The organism is Flavobacterium sp. FG19 (assembly GCF_057809475.1).
Map to the genome: position 1 here is coordinate 158,531 of NZ_JBMDKA010000009.1, position 23,224 is coordinate 181,754.

23 protein-coding genes are annotated in these 23,224 nt (G+C 34.5%); all 23 read left to right on the forward strand.

Annotated elements, in window-relative coordinates:
* Positions 1–21 precede the first annotated feature (21 nt).
* The 23 genes from ACODST_RS11460 to neuC are packed head-to-tail and all read left to right on the forward strand — an operon-like array spanning position 22 to position 23,201.
* Positions 22–1,290 (forward strand): ABC transporter ATP-binding protein, encoded by a 1,269-nt coding sequence (locus ACODST_RS11460; protein ID WP_488932231.1) that lies wholly within the window; start codon positions 22–24, stop codon positions 1,288–1,290.
* Positions 1,275–3,176, forward strand: coding sequence for a DCC1-like thiol-disulfide oxidoreductase family protein (locus ACODST_RS11465; protein WP_488932232.1), 1,902 nt, complete (start codon positions 1,275–1,277; stop codon positions 3,174–3,176). Before ACODST_RS11460 ends, ACODST_RS11465 begins: the two co-directional genes overlap by 16 nt.
* Positions 3,166–4,287, forward strand: a complete 1,122-nt coding sequence (locus ACODST_RS11470) for an acyltransferase family protein (RefSeq protein ID WP_488932233.1) — start codon at positions 3,166–3,168, stop codon at positions 4,285–4,287. The genes ACODST_RS11465 and ACODST_RS11470 overlap by 11 nt, the downstream gene beginning before the upstream one ends.
* Entirely contained in the window at positions 4,284–5,120 is an 837-nt protein-coding gene (locus tag ACODST_RS11475; protein ID WP_488932234.1) for an NAD-dependent epimerase/dehydratase family protein, read from the forward strand. The genes ACODST_RS11470 and ACODST_RS11475 overlap by 4 nt, the downstream gene beginning before the upstream one ends.
* Entirely contained in the window at positions 5,105–6,082 is a 978-nt protein-coding gene (locus tag ACODST_RS11480; protein WP_488932235.1) for an ATP-grasp domain-containing protein, read from the forward strand. The genes ACODST_RS11475 and ACODST_RS11480 overlap by 16 nt, the downstream gene beginning before the upstream one ends.
* Positions 6,082–6,720: an HAD family hydrolase gene (locus ACODST_RS11485; RefSeq protein WP_488932236.1), complete on the forward strand. Its 639-nt coding sequence runs from the start codon at positions 6,082–6,084 to the stop codon at positions 6,718–6,720. The genes ACODST_RS11480 and ACODST_RS11485 overlap by 1 nt, the downstream gene beginning before the upstream one ends.
* A gap of 1 nt (position 6,721) precedes the next feature.
* Positions 6,722–7,351, forward strand: a complete 630-nt coding sequence (locus tag ACODST_RS11490) for an acetyltransferase (RefSeq protein WP_488932237.1) — start codon at positions 6,722–6,724, stop codon at positions 7,349–7,351.
* Positions 7,351–8,496, forward strand: coding sequence for a dTDP-4-amino-4,6-dideoxygalactose transaminase (gene rffA, locus ACODST_RS11495; RefSeq protein WP_488932238.1), 1,146 nt, complete (start codon positions 7,351–7,353; stop codon positions 8,494–8,496). The genes ACODST_RS11490 and rffA overlap by 1 nt, the downstream gene beginning before the upstream one ends.
* On the forward strand, positions 8,489–9,646 hold the full coding sequence (locus tag ACODST_RS11500) for a TDP-N-acetylfucosamine:lipid II N-acetylfucosaminyltransferase family protein (RefSeq protein ID WP_488932239.1): 1,158 nt from the start codon (positions 8,489–8,491) through the stop codon (positions 9,644–9,646). Before rffA ends, ACODST_RS11500 begins: the two co-directional genes overlap by 8 nt.
* Positions 9,639–10,538: a glycosyltransferase family 2 protein gene (locus ACODST_RS11505; RefSeq protein WP_488932240.1), complete on the forward strand. Its 900-nt coding sequence runs from the start codon at positions 9,639–9,641 to the stop codon at positions 10,536–10,538. The genes ACODST_RS11500 and ACODST_RS11505 overlap by 8 nt, the downstream gene beginning before the upstream one ends.
* Positions 10,539–10,546: 8 nt before the next feature.
* Positions 10,547–11,443: a glycosyltransferase family 2 protein gene (locus tag ACODST_RS11510; RefSeq protein WP_488932241.1), complete on the forward strand. Its 897-nt coding sequence runs from the start codon at positions 10,547–10,549 to the stop codon at positions 11,441–11,443.
* A 60-nt stretch (positions 11,444–11,503) separates the two neighbouring features.
* Positions 11,504–12,439, forward strand: a complete 936-nt coding sequence (locus ACODST_RS11515; protein WP_488932242.1) for a glycosyltransferase family 2 protein — start codon at positions 11,504–11,506, stop codon at positions 12,437–12,439.
* Positions 12,436–13,218: a glycosyltransferase gene (locus ACODST_RS11520; protein ID WP_488932243.1), complete on the forward strand. Its 783-nt coding sequence runs from the start codon at positions 12,436–12,438 to the stop codon at positions 13,216–13,218. Before ACODST_RS11515 ends, ACODST_RS11520 begins: the two co-directional genes overlap by 4 nt.
* Positions 13,203–14,213 (forward strand): glycosyltransferase family 2 protein, encoded by a 1,011-nt coding sequence (locus tag ACODST_RS11525; protein WP_488932244.1) that lies wholly within the window; start codon positions 13,203–13,205, stop codon positions 14,211–14,213. The genes ACODST_RS11520 and ACODST_RS11525 overlap by 16 nt, the downstream gene beginning before the upstream one ends.
* A 1-nt stretch (position 14,214) precedes the next feature.
* Positions 14,215–15,285, forward strand: coding sequence for a glycosyltransferase (locus tag ACODST_RS11530; RefSeq protein ID WP_488932245.1), 1,071 nt, complete (start codon positions 14,215–14,217; stop codon positions 15,283–15,285).
* Positions 15,285–16,208, forward strand: coding sequence for a glycosyltransferase family 2 protein (locus ACODST_RS11535; protein ID WP_488932246.1), 924 nt, complete (start codon positions 15,285–15,287; stop codon positions 16,206–16,208). The genes ACODST_RS11530 and ACODST_RS11535 overlap by 1 nt, the downstream gene beginning before the upstream one ends.
* Positions 16,209–16,229: 21 nt before the next feature.
* A complete protein-coding gene (locus ACODST_RS11540) occupies positions 16,230–17,126 on the forward strand; it encodes a glycosyltransferase family 2 protein (RefSeq protein ID WP_488932247.1) in 897 nt (298 codons plus the stop codon).
* Between the two features lie 11 nt (positions 17,127–17,137).
* On the forward strand, positions 17,138–18,172 hold the full coding sequence (locus ACODST_RS11545; RefSeq protein ID WP_488932248.1) for a glycosyltransferase family A protein: 1,035 nt from the start codon (positions 17,138–17,140) through the stop codon (positions 18,170–18,172).
* Positions 18,165–19,268, forward strand: coding sequence for a glycosyltransferase family 4 protein (locus tag ACODST_RS11550; RefSeq protein ID WP_488932249.1), 1,104 nt, complete (start codon positions 18,165–18,167; stop codon positions 19,266–19,268). Before ACODST_RS11545 ends, ACODST_RS11550 begins: the two co-directional genes overlap by 8 nt.
* Complete coding sequence (locus ACODST_RS11555) at positions 19,268–20,350, forward strand: acyltransferase family protein (RefSeq protein WP_488932250.1); 1,083 nt, start codon at positions 19,268–19,270, stop codon at positions 20,348–20,350. The genes ACODST_RS11550 and ACODST_RS11555 overlap by 1 nt, the downstream gene beginning before the upstream one ends.
* Before the next feature lies 1 nt (position 20,351).
* Entirely contained in the window at positions 20,352–21,014 is a 663-nt protein-coding gene (locus tag ACODST_RS11560) for an acylneuraminate cytidylyltransferase family protein (RefSeq protein WP_488932251.1), read from the forward strand.
* A 20-nt stretch (positions 21,015–21,034) separates the two neighbouring features.
* Positions 21,035–22,075 (forward strand): N-acetylneuraminate synthase, encoded by a 1,041-nt coding sequence (neuB, locus tag ACODST_RS11565; RefSeq protein ID WP_488932252.1) that lies wholly within the window; start codon positions 21,035–21,037, stop codon positions 22,073–22,075.
* Positions 22,068–23,201 carry a UDP-N-acetylglucosamine 2-epimerase gene (gene neuC / locus ACODST_RS11570; protein WP_488932253.1) on the forward strand — a complete coding sequence of 378 codons (1,134 nt, stop codon included), beginning with the start codon at positions 22,068–22,070 and terminating at the stop codon, positions 23,199–23,201. Before neuB ends, neuC begins: the two co-directional genes overlap by 8 nt.
* Positions 23,202–23,224: the final 23 nt, after the last annotated feature.

Sequence of the window (23,224 nt, forward strand, 5' to 3'; positions counted from 1 at the left end):
GAACAATTACGATCTAATTAATTGGAAAAAGATATTATTTTAAAGGCAGAGAACATCTCTAAACAATATCGTTTAGGGCAGGTGGGAACAGGTACCATAAGCCATGATTTAAACAGATGGTGGCATCAGATTCGGGGAAAAGAAAACCCGTATATACAAATTGGTGAAACAAATGATCGTTCTACCAAAGGAAGTTCTGAATATGTGTGGGCTCTTAAAGATATTAATTTTGAAGTAGAACGCGGAGAGGTTCTGGGAATTATTGGTAAAAACGGGGCAGGAAAATCAACGCTTCTGAAAATATTATCTAAAGTAACAGCACCTACAACGGGAAGTATAAAGTCAAAAGGAAGAATAGCTTCATTACTGGAAGTGGGTACCGGTTTTCATGGAGAAATGACAGGAAGGGAAAATATCTTTTTAAATGGTGCCATTCTGGGGATGAGCAAAAAAGAAATAGCCTCTAAACTCGATGAAATCATAGAATTTTCAGGATGTGAGCGTTATATAGATACCCCTGTAAAAAGGTACAGCAGCGGAATGACTGTTCGTTTAGCATTTGCTGTCGCTGCTTTCCTTGAACCGGAAGTTCTGGTTATAGATGAGGTTCTGGCAGTAGGTGATGCTGAGTTTCAGAAAAAAGCTATTGGCAAGATGCAGGATATTTCTAAAGGAGAAGGGCGTACCGTTTTATTCGTGAGCCATAATATGGCAGCTGTAGAAACTTTATGTACAAGAGTTATCAGTATGCATAACGGGAGTATTTTTGGAAATGGTAATCCTACAAAGGTTATATCGGAGTATTTACAAAGCACTTCTTTTTCAGAGCGGGTACTGTCTTTTGATTCCATTGGTGATGCTAAAGGGAATGAAAATATTAAAATAATGTATGCCGCTGTTGAAAACGCTTCTTCTGAAAATAAAAATGACATTCTGGATGTAACCTCGGCTATTGATTTTAGATTAAAAATTATTAATCAGACAGATAAAGAAAAGCTTTCTCTGGGGTTTGATCTCAGGACAATTAAAGGGGATGTTGTTTTTGGTTCAGGAAATAAATTTGACTGCAGAATTAATGAGATCACAGATGTCAGCTGCAGGATTCCAGCCAATTTTTTAAATGATGATGTTTATCAAATTCATTTTTACTCTCATTCAAATGAAATGCGCCCATTATTTAACGATGAGGAGCTATTGACGTTTGAAATCAAAGATGTAAAAAGAGATTCAGGCTATCTGGGTAAGATTAACGGAATGATAAGACCACAGCTGGAATGGAAAACAGAATAAAAAAGAACCTGTTTAAAGTCTTTAATGCTAAAACAGAAGCAGCCGGACTTTCTTTGTTCCGAATCCTGTATACTTTGGTATTGTCTGCAGAATTGATACAATTGTATAAGTTTAGGAATATAATATACGATCATATTCCTTTTTCGTATCCTGGTGAAATAGATGTTTCGTTACTTTTCTATTTTTGGTTTGCGGTTCTTTTATTACTTTTTTTAGGCTTGTATACCCGATTTGCCTCAATTGTTAACTATTTGTTTTCAGTTATTATTTTTAGTTCAGCGTCAAAATTTGAATATCATGTTTATTACGTTTATGTAGGGATCAATTTTTTAATGATGTTTATGCCGGTGAGCAGAGTATTTTCTTTGGATAATTTATTGTTGAAGTTAAAATTTTCAACGCATCACAAGAGATACAAAACAGATACTAAAATTTTACAGCTAAATTATTTAATGCCGGTTTTTGTTGGAATAGGTCTGGTTTATATTGATTCTGTTTTTCATAAACTTTCAAGCAGATTATGGGTCGACGGACTTGGTGTATGGCTGCCTTCGAGTCTGCCTATGATAACCTGGAACAATACTTCAGTTTTACTCAATCAGGAATGGCTGGTTAAATTTTTAGGTTATCTGGTGCTAAGTTTTGAAATTGTATTCGTTTTTTTATTCTGGTTTAAAAAATGGAGAATGCCCTTACTGATTTTAGGTGTTTTTTTTCATCTGGGTATTTTAATAGCGTATCCAATACCCTATTTTGCATTAACCTATATTGCTCTCTATTTGCTGCTGGTTCCTTCTTCTGTATGGAAAAGTATAGCAGAGAAAGTAAAATTTAAAAAGGAAAGTTATACCTTTTATTATGATGCCGAATGTTCTCTTTGTCATAAGATGGTTATAATTATAGATCATTTTGATGTATTTCACAGAACCAGATGTAAAACGGTACAGGATCATTACTTTACAGAAGACGCTCTTAAAAAATTAAATAAGGAGGATTTACTGGCCAATGTTCATGCCGTAAACAAAAATGGAAAAATAACAATAGGATATTGGGCCTATATTGAACTTTTAAAAGCTTTATTATATACTTATCCGTTAGCTGTTTTGGGCAGCCTGCCCGGTATTTCGTTTTTAGGACAAAAACTGTATCAGTATTTTAAAAGAAACCGCTCTGCATCCAGATGGACTCCTGAAAATTCTATACCACCTGTTTACAATATACCTGCTGCTGAAGATCAGGATTTTTTGTTGAAAGGCTGGAACAGAATGAAGATGACTCAGCTTTTCTGGAAAGGCGTTTTTGTTTTATTTGTATTGGGACAACTCCTTATGATTTGGTTTTCTCCTGTAGTCCAGAATCATTTTCCCTGGAAATACCGATTAAATAAAATGGCCAGTATCTCTTATCAGGAATCGAAATGGTTCTTGACAAAATATCTGGGAATAACGCATCATACCGTTTTTTTAGATGAACATTTTCGAGAATTTAACCATATTGTTAAAATTACCTATTGGGATAACCATAAAGAAACGATAGTACCCATAATTGACGATAATGGTATGCCGGCGGAGTATACGGCAGGCGGAATATGGCGGAATATCTCTTTTAACGTTATTACAAAAAACATTGAGAAAAATAGAATTGAAAAAGGCATTTTGCCCTATTTAAAATATTATATAAACGAAAATAAAATTGGAAAAGGCGAATTTGAATTTTATATTAAAGAGATTGAAATTCCAGGTAAATGGGAAAAAGATTTTCTGGCTAAACAAATAGCAAAACCATGGAATAAAGTGGGGAAATGTAAAATAATGAATGACTCTTTAAGTTTTTCATGGAATTCCAAAATGGGCGAGATTTTAGAGAAAGAGTCTCATGGTAAATAAAGTTTTTTTTAATGGGCTCAATGAGTTAAGAGCTTTGGCCGCTTTTGCTGTACTTTTTCATCATGTTGAATTATACAAACACCATTTGTCTATTGTATCTTTATATGATTATAAGGTAGTAAATCATTTTATTCAAAGTTTAGGCAAAAACGGAGTTTGTCTTTTCTTTGTTTTATCGGGTTTCTTAATTACCTATTTACTTTTAGAGGAAAAAGTACAAACAGGGAAAATTTCAGTCTCAAAATTTTATGGGAGAAGGATTTTAAGAATCTGGCCTCTTTATTTTATTATTTTAGGGGTTGGGTTTTTCTTAATTCCACTTATGTATTTTAGTTTCCCTGACTTTTTTGAAGCTCAGGTATTTTACAATGAAAGGATCAGGAATCTTGTATATGGCAAAAATCTGCTGCTTTTTTTATTCTTTTTATCCAATATTGCTTTATCATTTTTTGGAGGCGTTGCCGGTGCAGCGCAGTCCTGGAGTGTAAGTGTTGAAGAGCAGTTTTATTTTATATGGCCCTGGATCGTAAAATGGTTTTATACTAAACTATGGATTGTTTTATTCACGATAATTATAAGTATATCTATTGTAAATTACAATATCGATACCCTGAAATCATATCCTTTCCTTCATGCATTTTTTATCTCTTTTAAAGTAGATTTCATGGCAATAGGAGCTTTGGCGGCGATAGCATACAGAAAATATAAGCCCTTTATCCGGCAGATAATTATTGCTAAATGGGTAATTGCTTCAGTTTTACTTTTAATATTAGTGCATCTGTATTATGAGATTTCTAATATTACTTTAGGCTTAAGTTTTGGATTACTGATTTTAATTTTTATAGAAAATAAAGTCAAAAACAAGTTGCTTTCAGAATTAGGAAAATGGTCCTATGGAATTTATATGTACCATCCCTTAGTTATGTATGTATCTTTTTCGGTTGTAGATCAAATGAAAATAGAATCATTAATCTCGAAAAATTTGGCATATTACACTTTAATCATCGGGGTTACCGTTTTATTAAGCAGTTTTTCCTATAGATACATTGAGGAGCGTTTTCTTAAATTGAAAAATAAAATTTCGGTTATTGCATCAGGAGATCATTTATGATAGTACTTATTACAGGAATATATGGATTTGTAGGAAGTTGTCTGGCTGAAAGAATGTCAGAAAAACATACGGTTATTGGATTATATCATACAGAAAAAAATGTCGTCTTTCAATCAAAAATAGCTTGTTTCAATAAACTGGAATTAATAGATACAGTTCCCGATTTAATTATCATGTGCCATGCTGCGGTAGCATCGGGAAATGTCGTTATTGATGAGGAAAGCCTGACAGGAAGTAACGTAGAATTTACAAAAGCATTAGTTAGAAAATTTCCGAAAGTTAAAACAATATATACATCCTCTGTATCTGTTTTTGGAAATACGGAACAGATAATCTCAGAAAGTACAACTGTTAATCCTCAGACTTCTTATGCCAAATCAAAATTATTGGGAGAAAAAGCCGTGTTACAAAATGAAAACGCTGTCATTATCAGGTTTTCATCATTATACGGAAATGGGATGAAAGAGAATACCTTAATACCCAACTATTGCAATCAGGCTTTGAACCGGAAATCAATTGAAGTGTGGGGTAACGGAGGCCGGTTTCAAAATTATCTTCACATTACTGATGCCGTTAGTTTGATTGAAAAAACGGCAGAGTATAAACCAAAAATTAATTTTCCGGTTCTGGGTGCTGCCTCAAAAGAATATTCAAATGACCAGGTTGCCGGAATAATTTCTGATCTGACCGGTGCAGCGATTAACTATGTTAAAGAAGACTCATCAATATCTTTTCATTTTAATAATGAAATGACACAAAATATATTAAATTGGTGCCCGAAAACAGAACTTGAAAAGGGCTTGAAAGATTATCTGGAATGGAAAAAAAAGTAGTTTTAGTAACCGGAACCGGAGGAAATGTGGGGCAGGGGGTTTTAAGAAATATAAAATCAGCCGGCTTGGATATTTCTATAATTGGAACCGATGTGAGTTCCTTTACTGCGGGAAATCATCTTTGTGATTTTACATATGAAGTTCCTTATTCCTATTCTGAAGAGTACATTCCCGTTATCAGAGAAATTATTGAAAAAGAAAATGTGGATTTAATTATCCCCACAACGGACTACGAAGTGTATTATCTGGCACTAAACCAAAAGAACTTAAAAGCACAAGTTGCAGCAAGTGATGCGGAAACAGCCGGAATTTATCTTGATAAGTATAAAACATATTTACATCACCAATCATTTAATATTCCGTTTTCACCATCCTGGCTTCCTCATGAATTTAAAAATGAAATAAACGATATTATTGTAAAACCGCGTGAAGGAAGAGGTTCCAGAGGAATTTTTATTAATCCGGAAAAGCCGGAAGGTTTTTCGGTGGAATTTATGATTCAGCCGCTGCATAAAGGCATAGAAATTACAACTGCTTTTTATGTGAAAAAAGACGGCAGCCTGCACGGATTGTTCACCATGCAGCGTGAATTAACAAATGGAGCCACTTCAAAATCACAGACAACAAAAAAATATGATGCTGAATTACGACAGATCATAGAAAAAATGATAGCAGCTGGAGGTTTAAGGGGAAGTATAAATCTGCAGTCGATCGTGACAGAGCAGGGCGAAATAATTCCTTTTGAAGTAAACTGCAGAATATCGGGAACAAATTCTATCAGACATAATCTGGGATTTCAGGATGTTAAATACACAATTCAGGAGTATCTCTTAAATGAAGAACCGGATGAAGTAAATGCGATTGACGGAATCGCTGTAAGATTACTGTATGATGTAATATATCCAAATGCACAGAATGAATTAGATTTGAATAATAGTACATCCCCACATATACTATATTAATGAAATATTTGCTATTAGATGCAGCAGGTACACTTCTGCATAAACCGGATTTGTTTGATAAGATAACCGACGCTTTACATCGTAACGGATTTATAGTTCCTTTGGATAAACTAAAATACAACCATAAATTACTCTCGGAAACAATACGTTTTCCGGATAGAACCGATGCCGGTTTTTATGACTATTTTAATTCAGAATTACTGTGTTCTTTAGGGATTGTTCCGACAAAGCAAATAACAGCTGACCTTTTTCAGTCGTGTTCTTATCTGCCCTGGGAAAAATTTGATGACACCAGTATTCTGAACGAAATTAAAATTCCTATGGGAATAATTTCTAATTTTAATTCCTCACTTAGAAGTAAAATAAACGAACATTTTGGATCTGTCTTTTCTGATTTTTTTGTTTCGGAAGAAATGGGAGCTGCCAAACCATCGATTGAATTTTATCAAAAAGCATTAGATACGATAGGTTTAAATGCTGAAGATATTCTATATGTTGGTGATTCCTTAAAATTGGATATAATACCGTCACTTGAGTTAGGTTTTAATTCTTATCTGATAGACCGGGATAATTTTTATTTAAATACTTCCTATAAAATAACCTCGCTTTCAGAACTTAAAAATATAATGCACTTGTAGTATGAAAACTTTAGGAATTATTGGTGCAGGAGATCTCGGTCAGCAAATTGCCCACTATGCCATATCTGATCATCATTACGGGAGAGTAGTGTTTTTTGATGATTTTTGCAGTGAGAAAAATATACTTGGAAATGCTGTACTTGGAAAAACAGCAGATGTTGAACGTGTTTTTCAGTTAAAACAGTTTGACGAACTGATCATTGGAATAGGATACAAACATTTAAAAGTAAAGAAAGAACTCTTTGAAAAATTTAAAGCTAAAATTCCGATGGGAAAGCTGATACATTCAACTTCATGGATCGATCCGACAGCAGTTATAGAAAATGGCTGTGTGATATATCCGGGGTGTGTAATTGATGCCAAAGCCATTATAAGAGAAAACACTATTTTAAATGTGGCCTGTACTATTGCTCACGACAGCAGTATAGGGAGCCACTCTTTTTTATCGCCAAGAGCTGCTGTGGCAGGATTTGTTTCTGTAGAAGAACAATGCTTTATTGGTATCAATTCTACGATCATTGATAATGTACAGATTGTTAACAATACTCAGCTGGGAGCTGGTTCTTTAGTATTAAAATCAATAGAAAAAAGTGGATTATATGCAGGTAGTCCTATACGATTTATAAGATAATGATAAATTTTAATAAGCCTTATTTAACCGGCGACGAAACCAGGTATATCGAAGATGCGGTAGCTTCCGGTAAAATTTCGGGAAATGGTAAGTACACACAGCTGTGCCAGAATTTTTTTGAGAAGCATTATCACTTTGGAAAATGTCTGCTTACCACATCCTGTACAGATGCTTTGGAGATGGCGGCCATTTTAATCAATATTGAACCCGGCGATGAAGTAATTATACCGTCGTATACTTTTGTGTCTACTGCCAATGCGTTTGTACTGCGGGGAGCAAAAATTGTTTTTGCCGATTCTGGTGCCGATAATCCCAATATGGATGTAAGTAAGCTGGAATCTTTAATTACACCAAAAACGAAGGCCATAGTACCGGTACATTATGCAGGAATGGCCTGCGATATGGACGTAATTATGGAAACAGCCCAACGCCATAATTTGTTTGTAATAGAAGATGCCGCACAGGCCGTTGACAGTTTTTATACCGGAAAGGATGGTATAAAAAGGGCATTGGGCTCTATAGGGCATTTAGCCGCTTTTTCTTTTCACGAAACTAAAAATATAATTTCAGGAGAAGGAGGAATGCTTGCTGTAAACGACAGCCAGTTTTTTGAACGTGCCGAAATAATCTGGGAAAAAGGAACCAATCGTTCCGCTTTCTTCAGAGGCGAAATAGATAAATACGGATGGGTAGATATTGGATCCTCTTTTTTACCATCAGAAGTTATAGCGGCTTTTCTTTGGGCGCAAATAGAACATCTCGATCAGATTCAGCAAAAAAGAAAAGAGATCTGGAATATCTATTACAGCGGTTTAGAGAACGTTAGTAAAAATGGAGTCTTTGCACTGCCAGTCATTCCGGACTATGCCACAAATAATGCTCACATGTTTTATTTGGTTTTCGAATCTGTAGAAAAAAGGGGAAAGTGTATCGAAGCTTTAAAAAACAATCAAATTCACTCTGTATTTCATTATCTGAGCTTACATAAAAGTCCTTATTACAGTGATAAACACAGAGGAGGAGATTTAATGTTTAGTAATTATTATTCAGAAAACCTGCTTCGCCTGCCTTTTTACTATGAGTTGGGGCATCAGGATCAGCAGAAGATTGTTGAAGTTATAAAAGAGTTTGCAGACAATGTCTAGAATTATTCATATTTGTGAAGACGAAAAATTTATTAATTCAGCTATTGAACAGTTCGGAATTTGTTTTCCCCAGAGAAACACTTTTTATGTAGTCAGTGCTCAGCTTAAAGCTGAATTTACGCATGTGAAGCCTCAGCCATTTGTTCAAAAATGTACTGAAAAGGAATTGATTTTGACTGCAGGACAGGTTCAAAAAACAGATATTGTAATACTGCATAGTTTAGCGGTCCCTTTTTATAACTTTATTCTGGAACTGCCAAAAGAAACATCTGTTGTCTGGTTATGTTTTGGTTTTGAGGTATATAATGATTCGGTTTATTACAATCCCGGACATTTATATGATTCAATTACCACAGCCCGATTCCGGCAGCTGAAACCCGCTTCATCTAAAAAAAAGATGAAAGAATTTATAAGGCCTTATTACCGAATATTAAAAAAGGAACTGCCTTTATCCCCAATAGAGTATAAAAATAAAGTCATGAAAAGAATTGACTATTTGGGCAGTTCTTTTGAAGACGAATTTAGGGTAATCTGCAGACTGATAAAACAGAAAAAACGGTTTTTTGCTTTTTGGTATTATCCGTTAGAACAGATATTAGATATTTCGCAAAAAGTAAAAAAAGATAAAACAACCATTTTAATTGGAAATTCGGGAAGTATTACCGGAAATCATTTAGACGTTTTTGAAAAAATAAAAGACTATAATCTGATAGCTGAAAAAATTGTTACTCCTTTAAATTATGGAGAACCGGGCTATATCGATACTATTACAGCTGAAGGATACAAGAGCTTTTCCGAAAAATTCCGGCCTTTATTAGAGTTTATACCTTTAGAACAGTATAATACCATTCTTCAGGATGTTGGAACGGCAGTTTTTAATAACAAACGACAGCAGGCTTTGGGCAATGTGATCGCTTTATTATGGATGGGAGCAAAAGTTTTTCTGAGCAGGCTGAACCCTTTTTATACTTTTTTAAAAAGAACAGGAATACATGTTTACTGTTATGAAACAGATTTGAACGAAGAAAGCTGTAATCAATATTTGTCACTGGAAGAAATACATCATAACCGAACGGTGCTGTTTAACTTTTTAAATAAAAAACAATTAGCACAAGAATTAAAAGAACAAATTGCTGTAATCCATGCCTGATCCTTTATTTTCCATTTTAATCGCTAATTACAATAACGGCCATTTTTTTAAAGACTGTTATGAAAGTATTCTGAACCAGGAATATCAGAATTGGGAAGCCATTATTGTCGATGACTGCTCTACTGATGACTCCCTGAGTCAGATCGAAGGGCTTATTGCTGATGATGCCAGATTTAAATTGTTTAAAAACGATAAAAATTCAGGCTGTGGATATACTAAAAATAAATGTGCGTTTCTGGCAGAAGGAGAAATATTAGGATTTTTAGATCCTGATGATACATTAAAGAAAAATGCACTGGAAATCATGATCAGGGAACATCAGCAAAGACCGGAAACGTCACTGATTGCCTCCAAATATGAACTAGTAGATTTAGAGTTAAACTTTATCGATTATGGCAGACAGGGAGAGTCAATCCCTTCAGGGAAATCATATCTGACAGCAAAACCAGGGATTATTTCAGCCTTTGCTACCTTTAAAAAAAACAGATATATCTTATCAGAAGGCATTGATCCCAAAATGAAACGTGCTGTAGATCAGGATTTGTATTATAAATTGGAAGAGCATGGCAGTCATTTCTTTTTGAATGAATACCTGTATTTATACAGGATACATCAAAACAGCATTTCGGCCAATGACAATAAATACAAAGCACAATACTGGCATTTTTATGCCATGGTTAAAGCCTATAAACGAAGAAAAAAAAATCAGTTAACCCTCGATAATTTTACTCCTGTTCAGTATAAAACAATGAGGTCTGATTATTATCTTTCCCGTTTTGAACGGGCAAAAAAAACAGGGAAGGCCTGTCAAAAATATTATTTTTTAGGAATGTCAGTTATTGCTTTCCCTTCTCACAAAATGAAATATAAAATAAAATCATTTTTAAAATAAAGTCATCCGTGTCTGCTAATCAAATTTCTGTGATAGTTCCCTGTTATAATCAGGCCCAATATTTAGATGAATGTTTACAATCTGTTTACAATCAGAACTATGAGAATTGGGAATGCCTTATAATTAATGACGGCAGTCAGGATGCAACTGAAGAAACAGCAGCGAAATGGATTGAAAAAGATAAAAGGTTCCACTATTTTTATAAAGAAAACGGAGGGTTAAGCTCTGCCCGGAATTTTGGACTCAATAAAGCATCAGGAAACTATATCCAGTTTCTGGATGCTGATGACTGTATAAGTCCGGATAAGTTTACAAAATCACTTTTTAAAATAGAAGATCACTCGAAGTGGAATATTGTAGTCTCACATTTTAAGATGTTTAAAGAAGACATTCATGACGAATTAACCTCTTACGGCGCATTAAACCAGAATGTTTTAAATTATAATGAAATATTGTACGGATGGGATTTCAGGTTCAATATACCAATACACTGCGGTTTTTTTAGCGCCGCTTTCTTTACTGATTTTCGCTTTCCGGAAAATTTAAAAGCAAAGGAAGACTGGGTAATGTGGCTTACTTTTTTTCAAAAAGACAATACAGCATTTTTTATTGACGAAATATTAGCCTATTATCGCAGTCACAATACGAGTATGACAAAAGATTTTGATTTCATGCTGGGAAATACCATCAAAGCGCTGGAATATTTAGATCAGATAGTCCCTAAAAGTGATTATAAATCGTATCTTCTTTACAATATCAGTAAAAGAATGACTGACTGCGAGAATCTGACCGAAAAGGTAAATGACTTAAATAATAGAATGATTAATTCAAGAAACAGTATCGGGTATCGCATCGAAAAGAAAATCAGGAGCATTTTGAAATCCTTTAAAATTATAAACAAATAATTTTAGAGCATTTTAATGTATGACTGACCATAAATAAGAAAAAAACAAGCAGGTTAAAGAATGAAAAATGTTACGGTGATTATTCCAAATTATAATCATGCAGCCTATCTCGAACAAAGAATAGAAAGTGTTCTTAAGCAAAGTTATCAGGATTTTGAACTTATTTTACTGGACGATTGTTCTGCAGATTCCAGTACAGCTATAATTGAGAAATACAGAGGACACGAAAAAACAGCTCATGTTTTTCTGAATACGAATAATTCCGGAACTCCTTTTGGTTTATGGAAAAAGGCCGTTGACATGGCGGCAGGTAAATATATCTGGATTGCGGAAAGCGACGATTGGGCAGATGAAGATTTTCTTTTAAACCTCGTTTCGGTTTTGGAAAATTCGGATGCTGTTATGGCACATTCCAATAGTTTCTTCTATATTAATGATCAGTATCAACTAAATGCATGGTGGAATTCATTTGAAAGTGACAGATGGAATTCCGATTATATTGAAGAAGGATCTAAGCTTTTAAAAGAATACGGAAGATACAAATGTCCGGTGATCAATGTCAGCTCAGCCCTAATTAAAAAAGAAATTTTAAGAGACGAGTTTTATCCCATAGATTTTAGATACAGCGGCGACTGGTGGTTTTGGGGAAATATTTTCAGAACAGGAAAAGTTGCTTTTATAGCAAAACCGCTTAATATCATCCGGGTACACAACCAATCAGTGACACAAAATAACAAAGGTGTCAATATCAATAAGTTTAAAGAAGATGTCAGGGTAATTAAGGATATTAACAAACAATTGAATATCAAACTGAAATATGATTCTAACTACAAATGGCTTATTGATTTGTGGATTTCGATTTTAAAAAATCATGGAAACTATTTCAGTCTGAAGAACCATAATACGGGACTGCCGTATACTTTTAAAATCGCTTTTTATAAACGATATCTGCCCTTTATATACAATAAAATCATCTCAAAACTTATAAGTAAATGATACCGCAGACAATTCATTATTGCTGGTTTGGGAAAAAGAGAAAAACAAAACTCATTAAAGATTGTATAAAATCATGGAAAAAGTATTGTCCGGATTTTACAATAATAGAATGGAATGAAAAAAATACCGATTTAAGTGCGCCTTTTGTTCAGGAAGCATACCAGGCAAAAAAATGGGCTTTTGTAGCTGATTATGTCAGACTAAAAGTTTTATCTGAACATGGCGGAATTTATCTGGATACGGATATGATGCTTTTAAAACCTCTGGATGTTTTTTTAAGTCATGACTGCTTTTTTGGGGCTGAAGAGGCTCAGATCATCAGCTGCGGTATAATAGGCGCGGTTAAACAGCATCCCTTTATAAAAGAATGTTTTTCTATATATAATAGTATAACTCCCGGTCCTCAAACTGACTGGAGGGATTTTATTATTACAAAACTAATAACCGATCTTTTTAGGGCGAAATATCATTTTAAAGAATCTGTCGATATACAAGTATACGAAGGGATTACGGTATATCCGCCAGAGTTTTTTTATCCGCTGCCATTCAATAACGACGATGTTGCTAATTATAAAACATATATAAAACCCGAAAGTTATGCTGTACATTTATGGGTAGGATCGTGGGTTGTACATAATGAATTTAATTTTTTAAGGAACAGAGAGTATGTAAAAGGGGCGAAAATTATTTTTAGTAAATTTTTGTCCGGTGAGGTTAATTTAAAATATATTCGAAAAATTCTTTCGTCATTGAAACAATCCCTATGGAAGAAATCGTAGCGCCTAAAATTTCCGTTATAATGCCCGTTTACAATTGCGAATTGTATATAAAACAGGCTGTTGAAAGTATATTAAATCAGACTTTTTCAGATTTTGAATTAATTATACTCGATGACTGCTCTTCAGATGCTACTTTAGAGATTATAAAATCATATCAGGATCCCAGAATCATTATTGTAGAAAAAGAGCAGAATACCGGACTGACGAATAGTTTAAGGCAAGGGGTTTTAATGGCAAAAGGCGAATACATTGCCAGAATGGACGGTGATGATATAAGTATGCCGGAACGATTTCAAACCCAGATACAATTTTTAGAAAACAATCCGGAAATTATTTTATGCGGCAGTGCTGTTGAAATAATCGGCAAAAATTTCATCTCAAGATATCCTGCAGCGCCAGAAATGATAAAGATACAATTATGTTTTAACGCAGCGTTTTATCATCCTACCGTAATGGCGAGAAGAGAAGTCCTGACAGCAAATAACTATGATCAGGGATATGAACCGGCAGAAGATTATGAATTGTGGACCCGTTTAGTAACTCTTGGTAAGCTGGCTAATCTGGATGAGGTTTTGCTTCACTATAGAATTCACGAAAATCAGACCTCAAGTGCCCGGAAACAGGAACAGGAGATTTTAATTTTTAAATGCCAGATGCTGATGCTGGATAAATTAAATATCAGTAAATTTTTTGAGTTGGCACAAATAAAAAAAGCTTTGAATTTTTCATCTGAAATTTCTTTTTCAGATGTTCAGACAACATTGGAGATATTCGGGAAATTATTAGAAAATAACGATGCATCAGAAGTATTTGACCGGGAGAAATTCAGACAGTATTTAAAAAATAAAAGAATATTTTATTTAAGAAATTTTCTATTTGATAAAAACAGAAAACGCATCAGTACTATTTTTCAGCTTCTGAAAATAGTTTCAGTTAAAGAGATCACAGAGGTAATAAGCCCGATAAAAAGACTAAAGAAATTAGTCAGAAAATAATATGAGAAGAATCTTTTTTGTTACACCGGATTTAAATGAACCGGCAGGAGGTATAAAACAACTGTACCGTCAGGTCGATATCTTAAACCATAATGGGTATGAGGCTTTTATTCTTCATAAAAAAGAAGGTTTCAGATGTACCTGGTTTAAAAATGAGACGAAAGTTGCCTATCATTTTCAATCATTGGATAAGATTGATCAATTTTTAAGCAAAGCGAAGAAAAAAAGAAGAGGACTCAAAAGTATTTTAAATGTAAAAAAACACCTCTCAGAGATTAAAAATCTAATAAGCCGCTATCAGCATAAGGGAGTGGTTATAAATAAAGAAGATATAATTGTTTTTCCCGAAGTATATGGTAAAGCAATCGATATGTTTTTCTTAGAGAATAAAAAGGTAATTTACAATCAGAACTGTTATTATACTTTCTGGGGTTTTGATTTTTTAGATAAAAGCAATCCTTATAAAGACAGTAATATAAAAGCCATCATTGTAGCTTCTGTTGATGCTGTAAATTATATGAGTTTTGGATTTCCTGATGTACCTCTTTACCGTGTTAAATACGGTATCGATGAAAAAGTCTTTTCGTATTCCGGGACCAAGAAAAAACAAATTGCCTTTATGCCCCGAAAGCTGAATGAAGATGCAGTACAAATTATAAACCTTCTGCATTTTAGAGATAAACTAAAAGGATGGACCTATAAAGCTATTGACAAAATGGATGAAAATGAAGTGGCCCAAACTTTAAAAGAATCTGCTTTTTTCTTAAGTTTTAATCATAAGGAAGGATTTGGAATGCCGCCGGCAGAGGCCATGGCATGCGGCTGCATTGTAGTGGGATATACCGGAAAAGGAGGGAAAGAGTTTTTTAAAGACGATTTCTGCTATCCGATAGAAGACCGCGATGTTACTAATTTTGCCAAAACACTGGAGAGACTTGCACTCGAATATGAAAATGAGGAACAGCTGTTTATCAGCAAAGGTAAAAAAGCTTCTGATTTTATCCTTTCAGAATATAGTATGAGTGAAGAAGTAAATACGATACTTAATTCCTGGAATTCAATTTTAAAATAATGGCTGTCGTATCTGTAATAATTCCGGGTTATAATCATGCTGTTTTTCTGCAGGACAGACTTAACTCTATATTAAATCAAACATTTAAAGACTGGGAAGCCATAATCATAGACGATTGCTCAACAGACAATAGTGTTGCCGTTATTGAAGAATTTCTCAAAAACAATCCTGATTTTAAAGTAAAACAATTTATTGTAAATACAGAAAATTCGGGAAGCGGATACTATTCATGGCAGAAAGGAATAGCACTTGCCGATACAAAATACATCTGGATTGCGGAAACCGACGATTATTCTGAGCTGACGTTTCTGGAAGAATTAGTCGGAATTTTAGACCGGCACAACGAAGCTGCGATAGCCTTTTGCGGAAGCAAATATGTCGAAAATGAGGAGGTAATATACGATTCAGCAAACAGAATGAAGGATTTAAAGACAGACAAAGAAGCCTATAAAATTATAGACGCCAGTATTTTTCTGGATCAGCTACCTTTTAACACTTATATAACCAATGGAAGTTCGGCAGTATTTAGAAAACCCGAATCAAAAATTCCGGACACCATATTTACAAACAGACAATGTTCTGATATTTTTCTCTGGTCCTTTTTGCTGCAGGATAAAAGCTTTGCTTTTTTAAATAAAAATTTAAATTTTTTTAGAAGACATGAAGGATCAACGACCACTTTGTTAAGTAAAAACAAATTAGAAATGATTTATCATGAAAAAGCAAAATTCTTAAACTATTTTGGAAGAACAGAGCAGTACGAGCAATTTATAAACCATTACATCAGATATTATATCTGGAACAATAAAAAAGATTTTTTAAATGTTTCCAGTATCAGATCAATTATAAGTACAAAAAATCTTGTATTCATTTACTTCTGTAAGCTGTTTAAGTTTGCTGTTAGAAAGATTTTAAAAAAATAATACGTTTTATATTTCAAAATAATGATGCCGCCGTTAGTTTCTGTAATTATACCTACCTATAAAAGAACTGATTTTTTGAGAATGACACTGGAAAGTGTTATGAATCAGGAATTCAAAGATTTTGAAATTATCGTTGTTGATGACGGCACGCCCGGAGATGATAATTTTACGTTATGTCAGGAGTTTGAAAAAGTACACTATTTCAAGATAGAAAATTCAGGAAGCCCGTCACGTCCCAGAAATATAGGAATACAAAATGCATCAGGCCAATATATTGCCTTTGTTGATGATGATGATATCTGGCTGGCCGATAAATTACAAAAGCAGGTTGAAATACTTGAAAAAGAAAGTGATTACGGATTAGTACACTGTTATTGCGACCTGATAGATGAAAACAATGTATTATTAAATGCTTCTATAGGCAGGCATAAAGATCCATTTGTTAAACATGGTGATGTTTCTTTAAGAATGATGGGAAATTGGACTTTAATGACTCCAACGCCTATGGTGCGAAAGGAAGTGATTCAAAAAGTAGGTTTTTTTAATGAAGAAATGCCGCCCGCAGGAGAAGATGCCGAATTTTGGATCAGATGCAGTTTTCATACCAGGTTCTATTATATCGACGAACCGCTGGTACATTACCGTGTTCACTCTCAAAATATATCGAATGCTACCGATAAATACGTAGATTTGCCTCTTTACCTGAAAAAAGCATTGAAGAACGAGTTTCAGACGGGAACTATTACAAACGAAACAGTAAAGAAATTGCGCGAAAGTTTGGTGTATATGCAGCTGAGACATGTTAAAAATAAGTTTCTGCCCACGATAAAAAATGCATTCCGAATTGATAAAATCTGGTTTTTAAGAAAAAACAGTATCAAAATGATTGTCTATCTGCTATTCTTTAAAAAGAATTAAATTGTCATTAAATGAGAGTAGGTTATAACCCGCATAAAGATAAAGTAAAATCTAAACAGGAATATTTTCATCATATTGTTGTTCCGGTTTATATACCCTCGGCCGAAGGATATTTTAAAGATAGTTTTAAAATACTGCAGTGTTGTCTCGAATCCCTTTTTAAGACTGTTCACCCAAAAACATACATTACCATTGTTAATAACGGAAGCAGTGCAGCTATTGCAGAGTATCTTAATTCAATTCTGGAAACCAGAAAAGTCCATGAAGTGATCCATACCTCCAATATTGGGAAACTTAATTCGGTTTTAAAAGGCATAACAGGACACGATTTCCCTTTTATAACTATTGCAGATGCCGATGTACTGTTTTTAAATAATTGGCAGGAAGAAACCTATACTGTTTTTGAGAAGTTCCCTAAAACTGGAGCAGTTTGTACCACGCCATCATCAAAATCTCTAAAAAATTATACTTTTAATATTTGGTTCGAACTGTTGTTTTCCAAAAAACTGAGATTTACAAACGTTAAAAACCCTGACGCTTTAAAAGCATTTGCCGTAAGTGTCGGAAATCCGGATATGTACAATAGTGTGAATTTAAAAAAATATTTAACCGTTACCAATTCCGGTTTCAGGGCCGTTGCAGGTGCCGGACATTTTATGACAACGTATCGGAAAGAGGTTTTTGAAAAAAATACAGTGACCCATTCTAATTTTATGCTGGGCGGCGATAGTGAAGCTGAACTACTGGATATTCCGGTAATAAAAAGAGGAATGTGGAGGCTTTCTACCGAAGATAATTTTACCTGTCATATGGGAAATGTTGAAGAAGACTGGATGACAGAAAAACTGGAAGAAATTGAACCCAATAGTTTTTTTCCTCCCGGACCAGTTTTGATGTCTGCAGTAAAAGCTTCAAAAGCGGGGTATTTTTTTAAAAACAAAATATTTCCAAAGTTTTTAACGAGAAAAAAAATCTGGAATTACTTTCTCAGGCTGAAAGGACTTTCTAAAGAGGAAGCGGTTAAATACACAACAACCCATGAGTAATTCAATAAAGACCATTCTGCTTTCGCAGGCGCCTCTGCCATTTTCAAAAATTGGAAGCTGGACTACACTTTACAAAAATTATTTATCCGGAAACCATAAAATAGATGGTATCGTTTGTCCTAAACCGGAAAAACCATATAACGACATCAAATATAGTTTTGTTACCCGTAAGTTATGGCATAAATTTCAAAGTAAATTTTTAAAGAAAAGAAAAACAGAGTATCTGGAGGCGATTGACAAACTGCTTAATACCAATGAAAAATTTATCATACAACTAATAGATGATTTTGGAATGGTAAAACCACTTAAAAAGCATCTTGCCGATAAAGGAATTGATCAGAACTGCTGCATACAGTTTTTTTATCATGGTTATCCTCCGTATACCCAAAATGATTTCTACGAAAACATTGACGAAATAGTTTTACTCACTAATGACAGTTATACAGCACATAAGCAGCAAGTAAGTACAATGCCCGGTTATTGTTCAATATTGTATAATGGCATCGATACCCAAAAATTTAGCAAAGTCACCTCCGAGAAAAAGCTTGAATTGAAAAAACAGCTGGGATTTAATGATGAAAAAATATTTATCTGGTGTTCACAGGACAGGCCAAAGAAAGGACTGCATTTAATCCTGGAGGCATGGCAGAATATTTATTCTCCTCAAAAAAATATAAAACTGCTCGTTATAGGGACTACTGTAAAAGAAGAAAAAGAAGGAGTGGTTTTTTTAGGAAAAATAGACAATGATAAACTGCCGGAATATTATCAGGTATCAGATTGTTATCTTTTTCCAACACTATGCCAGGAAGGTTTTGGATTAAGTTTAATAGAAGCTCTCCATTGCGGAAATTATTGTATTGCCTCAGCGTTAGGAGGAGTTCCTGAAGTACTCCAATATGGGAAATATGGCCGTTTAATTGAAAGACCGCATTTTGTTTCAGAATGGGAAAACGCTATTAATGATTTTTTGGAAGGTAAAAACGAAACTGAAGAAGTACCTGATAATTTGTATGCATTTGAACATTGGAACGAGGGAATGAATACGATTATTGAAAATGCAAAAGCCAGATTAAAAAACAACAACATACAATAATGAGAATAGAACAATTAACATTTACAAGATTTTTAGCCGCCGTTTCAATTGTTATTTTTCATTATGGAGGAAAAAGTCCAATACTTTACCACGACACCGTTGCTTTTATTTTTCGGGGAGCAGATGTATGTGTAAGCTACTTCTTTATGTTATCAGGATTTTTAATGATTGTGGCTTATAAAGATAAATCGGTTCTGGCACCCGGAGAATATTACAGAAACAGGTTTTCTCGTATTTATCCCGTGTATTTTTTAGCCTTATTGTGGATGGTTCTTCTAAAAGCCCGTAATGAAGGTATTGATTTTTTAGGTTTGTTTTTAAATCTGTTCATGCTTCAGTCCTGGGTTCCGGGCAAAGTACTTTCATACAATTCACCAGGCTGGTCGTTATCTGTTGAACTCGTATTTTATGCTATTTTTCCTTTGCTGTTCAATTTTTTTTACAAAAAGAAATCATTCAAAAAGATTTCTTTTTACATCATTTCATTTTGGATAATAAGTCAGTTGGTATTTCAGACACTGTATACGTTATACGGTCATAAGAAAATAGAAATCATAAACGATATTTTGTATAGTAATCCTCTTTTGCATCTGAACGAATTTTTAATAGGTAATTTAGCTGGGCTTTATTTTATTCAGAAATTAAAAGATAAAAGAGGAAGTTATGATTTTGTGATTCTGCTGCTCGCCGCATTGGTGATTCTGGCTTTAAAATTTCCTTTTCAGCTTAATTTTCATAATGGTCTGCTTGCCGTATTGTTTATTCCGTTACTAATTTTAATCTCTTTAAATGACGGATTTTTAACCCAGTTATTCCAGAAAAAAGGATTCGTGTTTTTAGGTGAAATAAGTTATGGAATCTATATAATGCAGTATCCTGTTTATTCCTTATTCAGCGCCTATACGATCAATAAGTATTCTCAGATAAGCGATCCCACGATTGTCTTTTTCCTAAGATTGATTTTTTTAATTATACTGTCCTCGCTGCTTTATGTTTATATTGAAAAACCAATACAGAAAATAATAAGACAGCGGGGCAGAGCTGGTTTTTTAACAAAATCAACTTTGATAAAAAATGAATAGTATGAAAACCATTGCAATAATTCCTGCCCGTGGAGGCTCCAAGCGTCTGCCGGGAAAAAATATAAAACTTTTGGGAGGTCTGCCTTTATTGGCGCATTCCATTCAATATGCAAAAGAAAACAGTGCTGTAATAGATGAGGTGTATGTCTCAACCGATGATGCCGGAATTAAAAAAACGGCCCTGCAGTTTGGAGCAAAAGTTATCGACAGGCCGGATTCTCTTTCCGGAGATTCAGAACCGACAGTTTCGGCCCTAAAAAATGCTTTAGAAGTTCTTAATGATGAGGAGATTGAAAATATTGTGTTACTGCAGGCAACCAATCCGCTGCGCCCGAAGAATCTGTTAAGAGAAGCTTTTGACCTATATAAAAGTGAAAATGCAGAAAGTTTGTTTACTGTTTCCAGAAACCATCAGAAACTGGGAAAAATTACAAATAAAAAATTCCAGCCCTTTAATTATACAATAGGCCAGAGAAGCCAGGATCTGGAACCGCTTTTTTTTGAAAACGGACTTTTGTATATCACTAAGGCATCACTAATTCATACTGATATTATTATTTCCGAAAATGCTTTTCCATTCGAAGTAAATCATATTTTTGCACAAGTTGATATTGATACTCCCGAAGATTGGGAGTATGCGGAATATCTTTACCAAAAACAATAAAACCCCAAAATCAAAACATAATGAATCCATACATAGAAATTGCAGGCCGTAAAATAGGACCGGATTTTCCACCTTTAGTTATTGCCGAAATCGGAATTAATCACGAAGGTTCTTTACAAGTAGCTAAAGAAATGGTTGATGCAGCACACAGAGCAGGAGTTGAGGTTGTAAAACACCAGACTCATATTGTAGAAGATGAAATGTCGGGAGCTGCAAAAAAGGTAATTCCGGGAAATGCCGATGTTTCTATTTATGAAATTATGGAAAGATGTTCTTTAAATGAGGCAGAAGAACTTGAACTTAAAAATTATGTCGAAAGCAAAGGCATGATTTTTATTTCGACACCTTTTTCAAGAGCGGCGGCTGACAGGCTGAAGAAATTTGATATTCCGGCCTATAAGATTGGTTCAGGCGAGTGTAACAATTATCCTCTTCTGGAACATATTGCTTCTTTTGGTAAACCGGTTATTTTAAGTACAGGTATGAATACTATAGAAAGTGTTCAGAAAGCCACAGCCATTTTTGATAAACATAATATTCCTGTTGCTTTACTGCACACCACGAATTTATACCCAACACCAATTCACTTAGTTCGTTTTGGTGCGATGATGGAACTTCACGAAGCTTTTCCGAATAAAGTATTCGGATTAAGTGATCATACCCTGAATAATAATGCCTGTCTGGGAGCCGTAGCACTTGGGGCCAGTATTCTCGAAAGACATTTTACAGATCATATGCAGAGAACAGGTCCGGATATTGTCTGCAGTATGGATGAAAAAGCATGCGGTGAATTGATTGTTTCAAGTGCCGAAATGGCACAGATGAGAGGCGGAACCAAAAAACCGGCGCAGGAAGAACAGGTAACTATTGATTTCGCTTTTGCGACCGTATGTTCTATAAAGCCTGTTAAAAAAGGAGAAGTTTTGTCTAAAGAAAATATTTGGGTAAAACGACCTGGAACCGGAAAGATCCTGGCAGAACATTTTAATGATGTATTGGGGAAAACAGCCACGAGGGATATTGAAAATGATGAGCAATTAGATTTTACAGATTTTGAATAATGCAGTTAAAAAAATACTGTTCCTTACCGGTACACGTGCCGATTTCGGTAAAATAAAATCACTTATTGAAACCCTTGAAGAACAACAGGACTTTGAGGTTTTTGTTTTTGTGACCGGAATGCATCTGCAGGAAATCTACGGTTATACCCTGATTGAGATTCAGCGCTGTCAGTTTAAAAATGTGTTTACATTCGAAAACCATACCCATGAAACCACCATGGATTTAACTTTGGCCAAAACAATAGAAGGACTTTCTAATTATTGTAAAACCATAAATCCGGATATGATTGTGGTACATGGCGACCGAGTGGAAACACTCGCAGGAGCTATTGTGGGATCTTTAAACAATATTTTGGTTTCCCATATTGAAGGAGGGGAAATTTCCGGAACAGTCGATGAGTTAATTCGTCATAGTGTCAGTAAACTCAGTCATGTGCATTTTGTATCCAATAAACAGGCGGCTAAAAGACTGCTTCAGATGGGAGAGGTCAAAGACTCCATTTTTACCATTGGCTCACCGGATATTGATATTATGTTTTCTAATAATTTACCTGCTCTTCCAACGGTAAAGGAATATTATGAAATTCCGTTTGATGATTTTGCGCTGGTCATGTTTCATCCCGTTACAACAGAGTTTGACTCAATGAAAAAATATGCCGTCACTTTTGTTGACTGCCTTTTGCAGGACAATCGCAATTATGTGGTTATTTTTCCAAACAATGATTTAGGAAGCCAGTATATTATTAATGAATTTAAAAGACTCGAAGGTCAAAAAAGATTTAGGGTTTTCCCATCCCTTCGATTCGAATATTTTTTAACATTATTAAGAAACAGTCAGTTTATTATTGGCAACAGCAGTGCCGGAATTCGGGAAGCCCCTTATTATGGAATTCCAATCATTAATATAGGAACCCGCCAGCAGAACAGGGCTGTTCACGCCGATATTATAAATACCGATTATTCAAAAGAAAGCATAGAAGAAGCTCTTTCTAAAATAGGTTCTCACAAAGTGTCTGTTTCAACTGATGATTTTGGTGAAGGAAATAGTAACGAATTGTTTTTACAGTCTCTGAGAAAAGACGATATTTGGCAGCTGAATCACCAAAAACAATTCAGGGATATATAATTTGTCTTTACTAATACCGCTTT

Bases quoted from the DNA above. Each gene is read 5' to 3' on its own strand.
- ACODST_RS11490 (WP_488932237.1), top strand. From the start codon at position 6,722: ATGAAAACTTTAGGAATTATTGGTGCAGGAGATCTCGGTCAGCAAATT.
- ACODST_RS11470 (WP_488932233.1), top strand. From the start codon at position 3,166: ATGGTAAATAAAGTTTTTTTTAATGGGCTCAATGAGTTAAGAGCTTTG.
- ACODST_RS11480 (WP_488932235.1), top strand. From the start codon at position 5,105: ATGGAAAAAAAAGTAGTTTTAGTAACCGGAACCGGAGGAAATGTGGGG.
- rffA (WP_488932238.1), top strand. From the start codon at position 7,351: ATGATAAATTTTAATAAGCCTTATTTAACCGGCGACGAAACCAGGTAT.
- neuB (WP_488932252.1), top strand. From the start codon at position 21,035: ATGAATCCATACATAGAAATTGCAGGCCGTAAAATAGGACCGGATTTT.
- ACODST_RS11520 (WP_488932243.1), top strand. From the start codon at position 12,436: ATGATACCGCAGACAATTCATTATTGCTGGTTTGGGAAAAAGAGAAAA.
- ACODST_RS11545 (WP_488932248.1), top strand. From the start codon at position 17,138: ATGAGAGTAGGTTATAACCCGCATAAAGATAAAGTAAAATCTAAACAG.
- ACODST_RS11515 (WP_488932242.1), top strand. From the start codon at position 11,504: ATGAAAAATGTTACGGTGATTATTCCAAATTATAATCATGCAGCCTAT.
- ACODST_RS11500 (WP_488932239.1), top strand. From the start codon at position 8,489: ATGTCTAGAATTATTCATATTTGTGAAGACGAAAAATTTATTAATTCA.
- ACODST_RS11465 (WP_488932232.1), top strand. From the start codon at position 1,275: ATGGAAAACAGAATAAAAAAGAACCTGTTTAAAGTCTTTAATGCTAAA.
- ACODST_RS11530 (WP_488932245.1), top strand. From the start codon at position 14,215: ATGAGAAGAATCTTTTTTGTTACACCGGATTTAAATGAACCGGCAGGA.
- ACODST_RS11540 (WP_488932247.1), top strand. From the start codon at position 16,230: ATGATGCCGCCGTTAGTTTCTGTAATTATACCTACCTATAAAAGAACT.
- ACODST_RS11485 (WP_488932236.1), top strand. From the start codon at position 6,082: ATGAAATATTTGCTATTAGATGCAGCAGGTACACTTCTGCATAAACCG.
- ACODST_RS11505 (WP_488932240.1), top strand. From the start codon at position 9,639: ATGCCTGATCCTTTATTTTCCATTTTAATCGCTAATTACAATAACGGC.
- ACODST_RS11535 (WP_488932246.1), top strand. From the start codon at position 15,285: ATGGCTGTCGTATCTGTAATAATTCCGGGTTATAATCATGCTGTTTTT.
- ACODST_RS11555 (WP_488932250.1), top strand. From the start codon at position 19,268: ATGAGAATAGAACAATTAACATTTACAAGATTTTTAGCCGCCGTTTCA.
- ACODST_RS11475 (WP_488932234.1), top strand. From the start codon at position 4,284: ATGATAGTACTTATTACAGGAATATATGGATTTGTAGGAAGTTGTCTG.
- ACODST_RS11525 (WP_488932244.1), top strand. From the start codon at position 13,203: ATGGAAGAAATCGTAGCGCCTAAAATTTCCGTTATAATGCCCGTTTAC.
- ACODST_RS11550 (WP_488932249.1), top strand. From the start codon at position 18,165: ATGAGTAATTCAATAAAGACCATTCTGCTTTCGCAGGCGCCTCTGCCA.
- ACODST_RS11560 (WP_488932251.1), top strand. From the start codon at position 20,352: ATGAAAACCATTGCAATAATTCCTGCCCGTGGAGGCTCCAAGCGTCTG.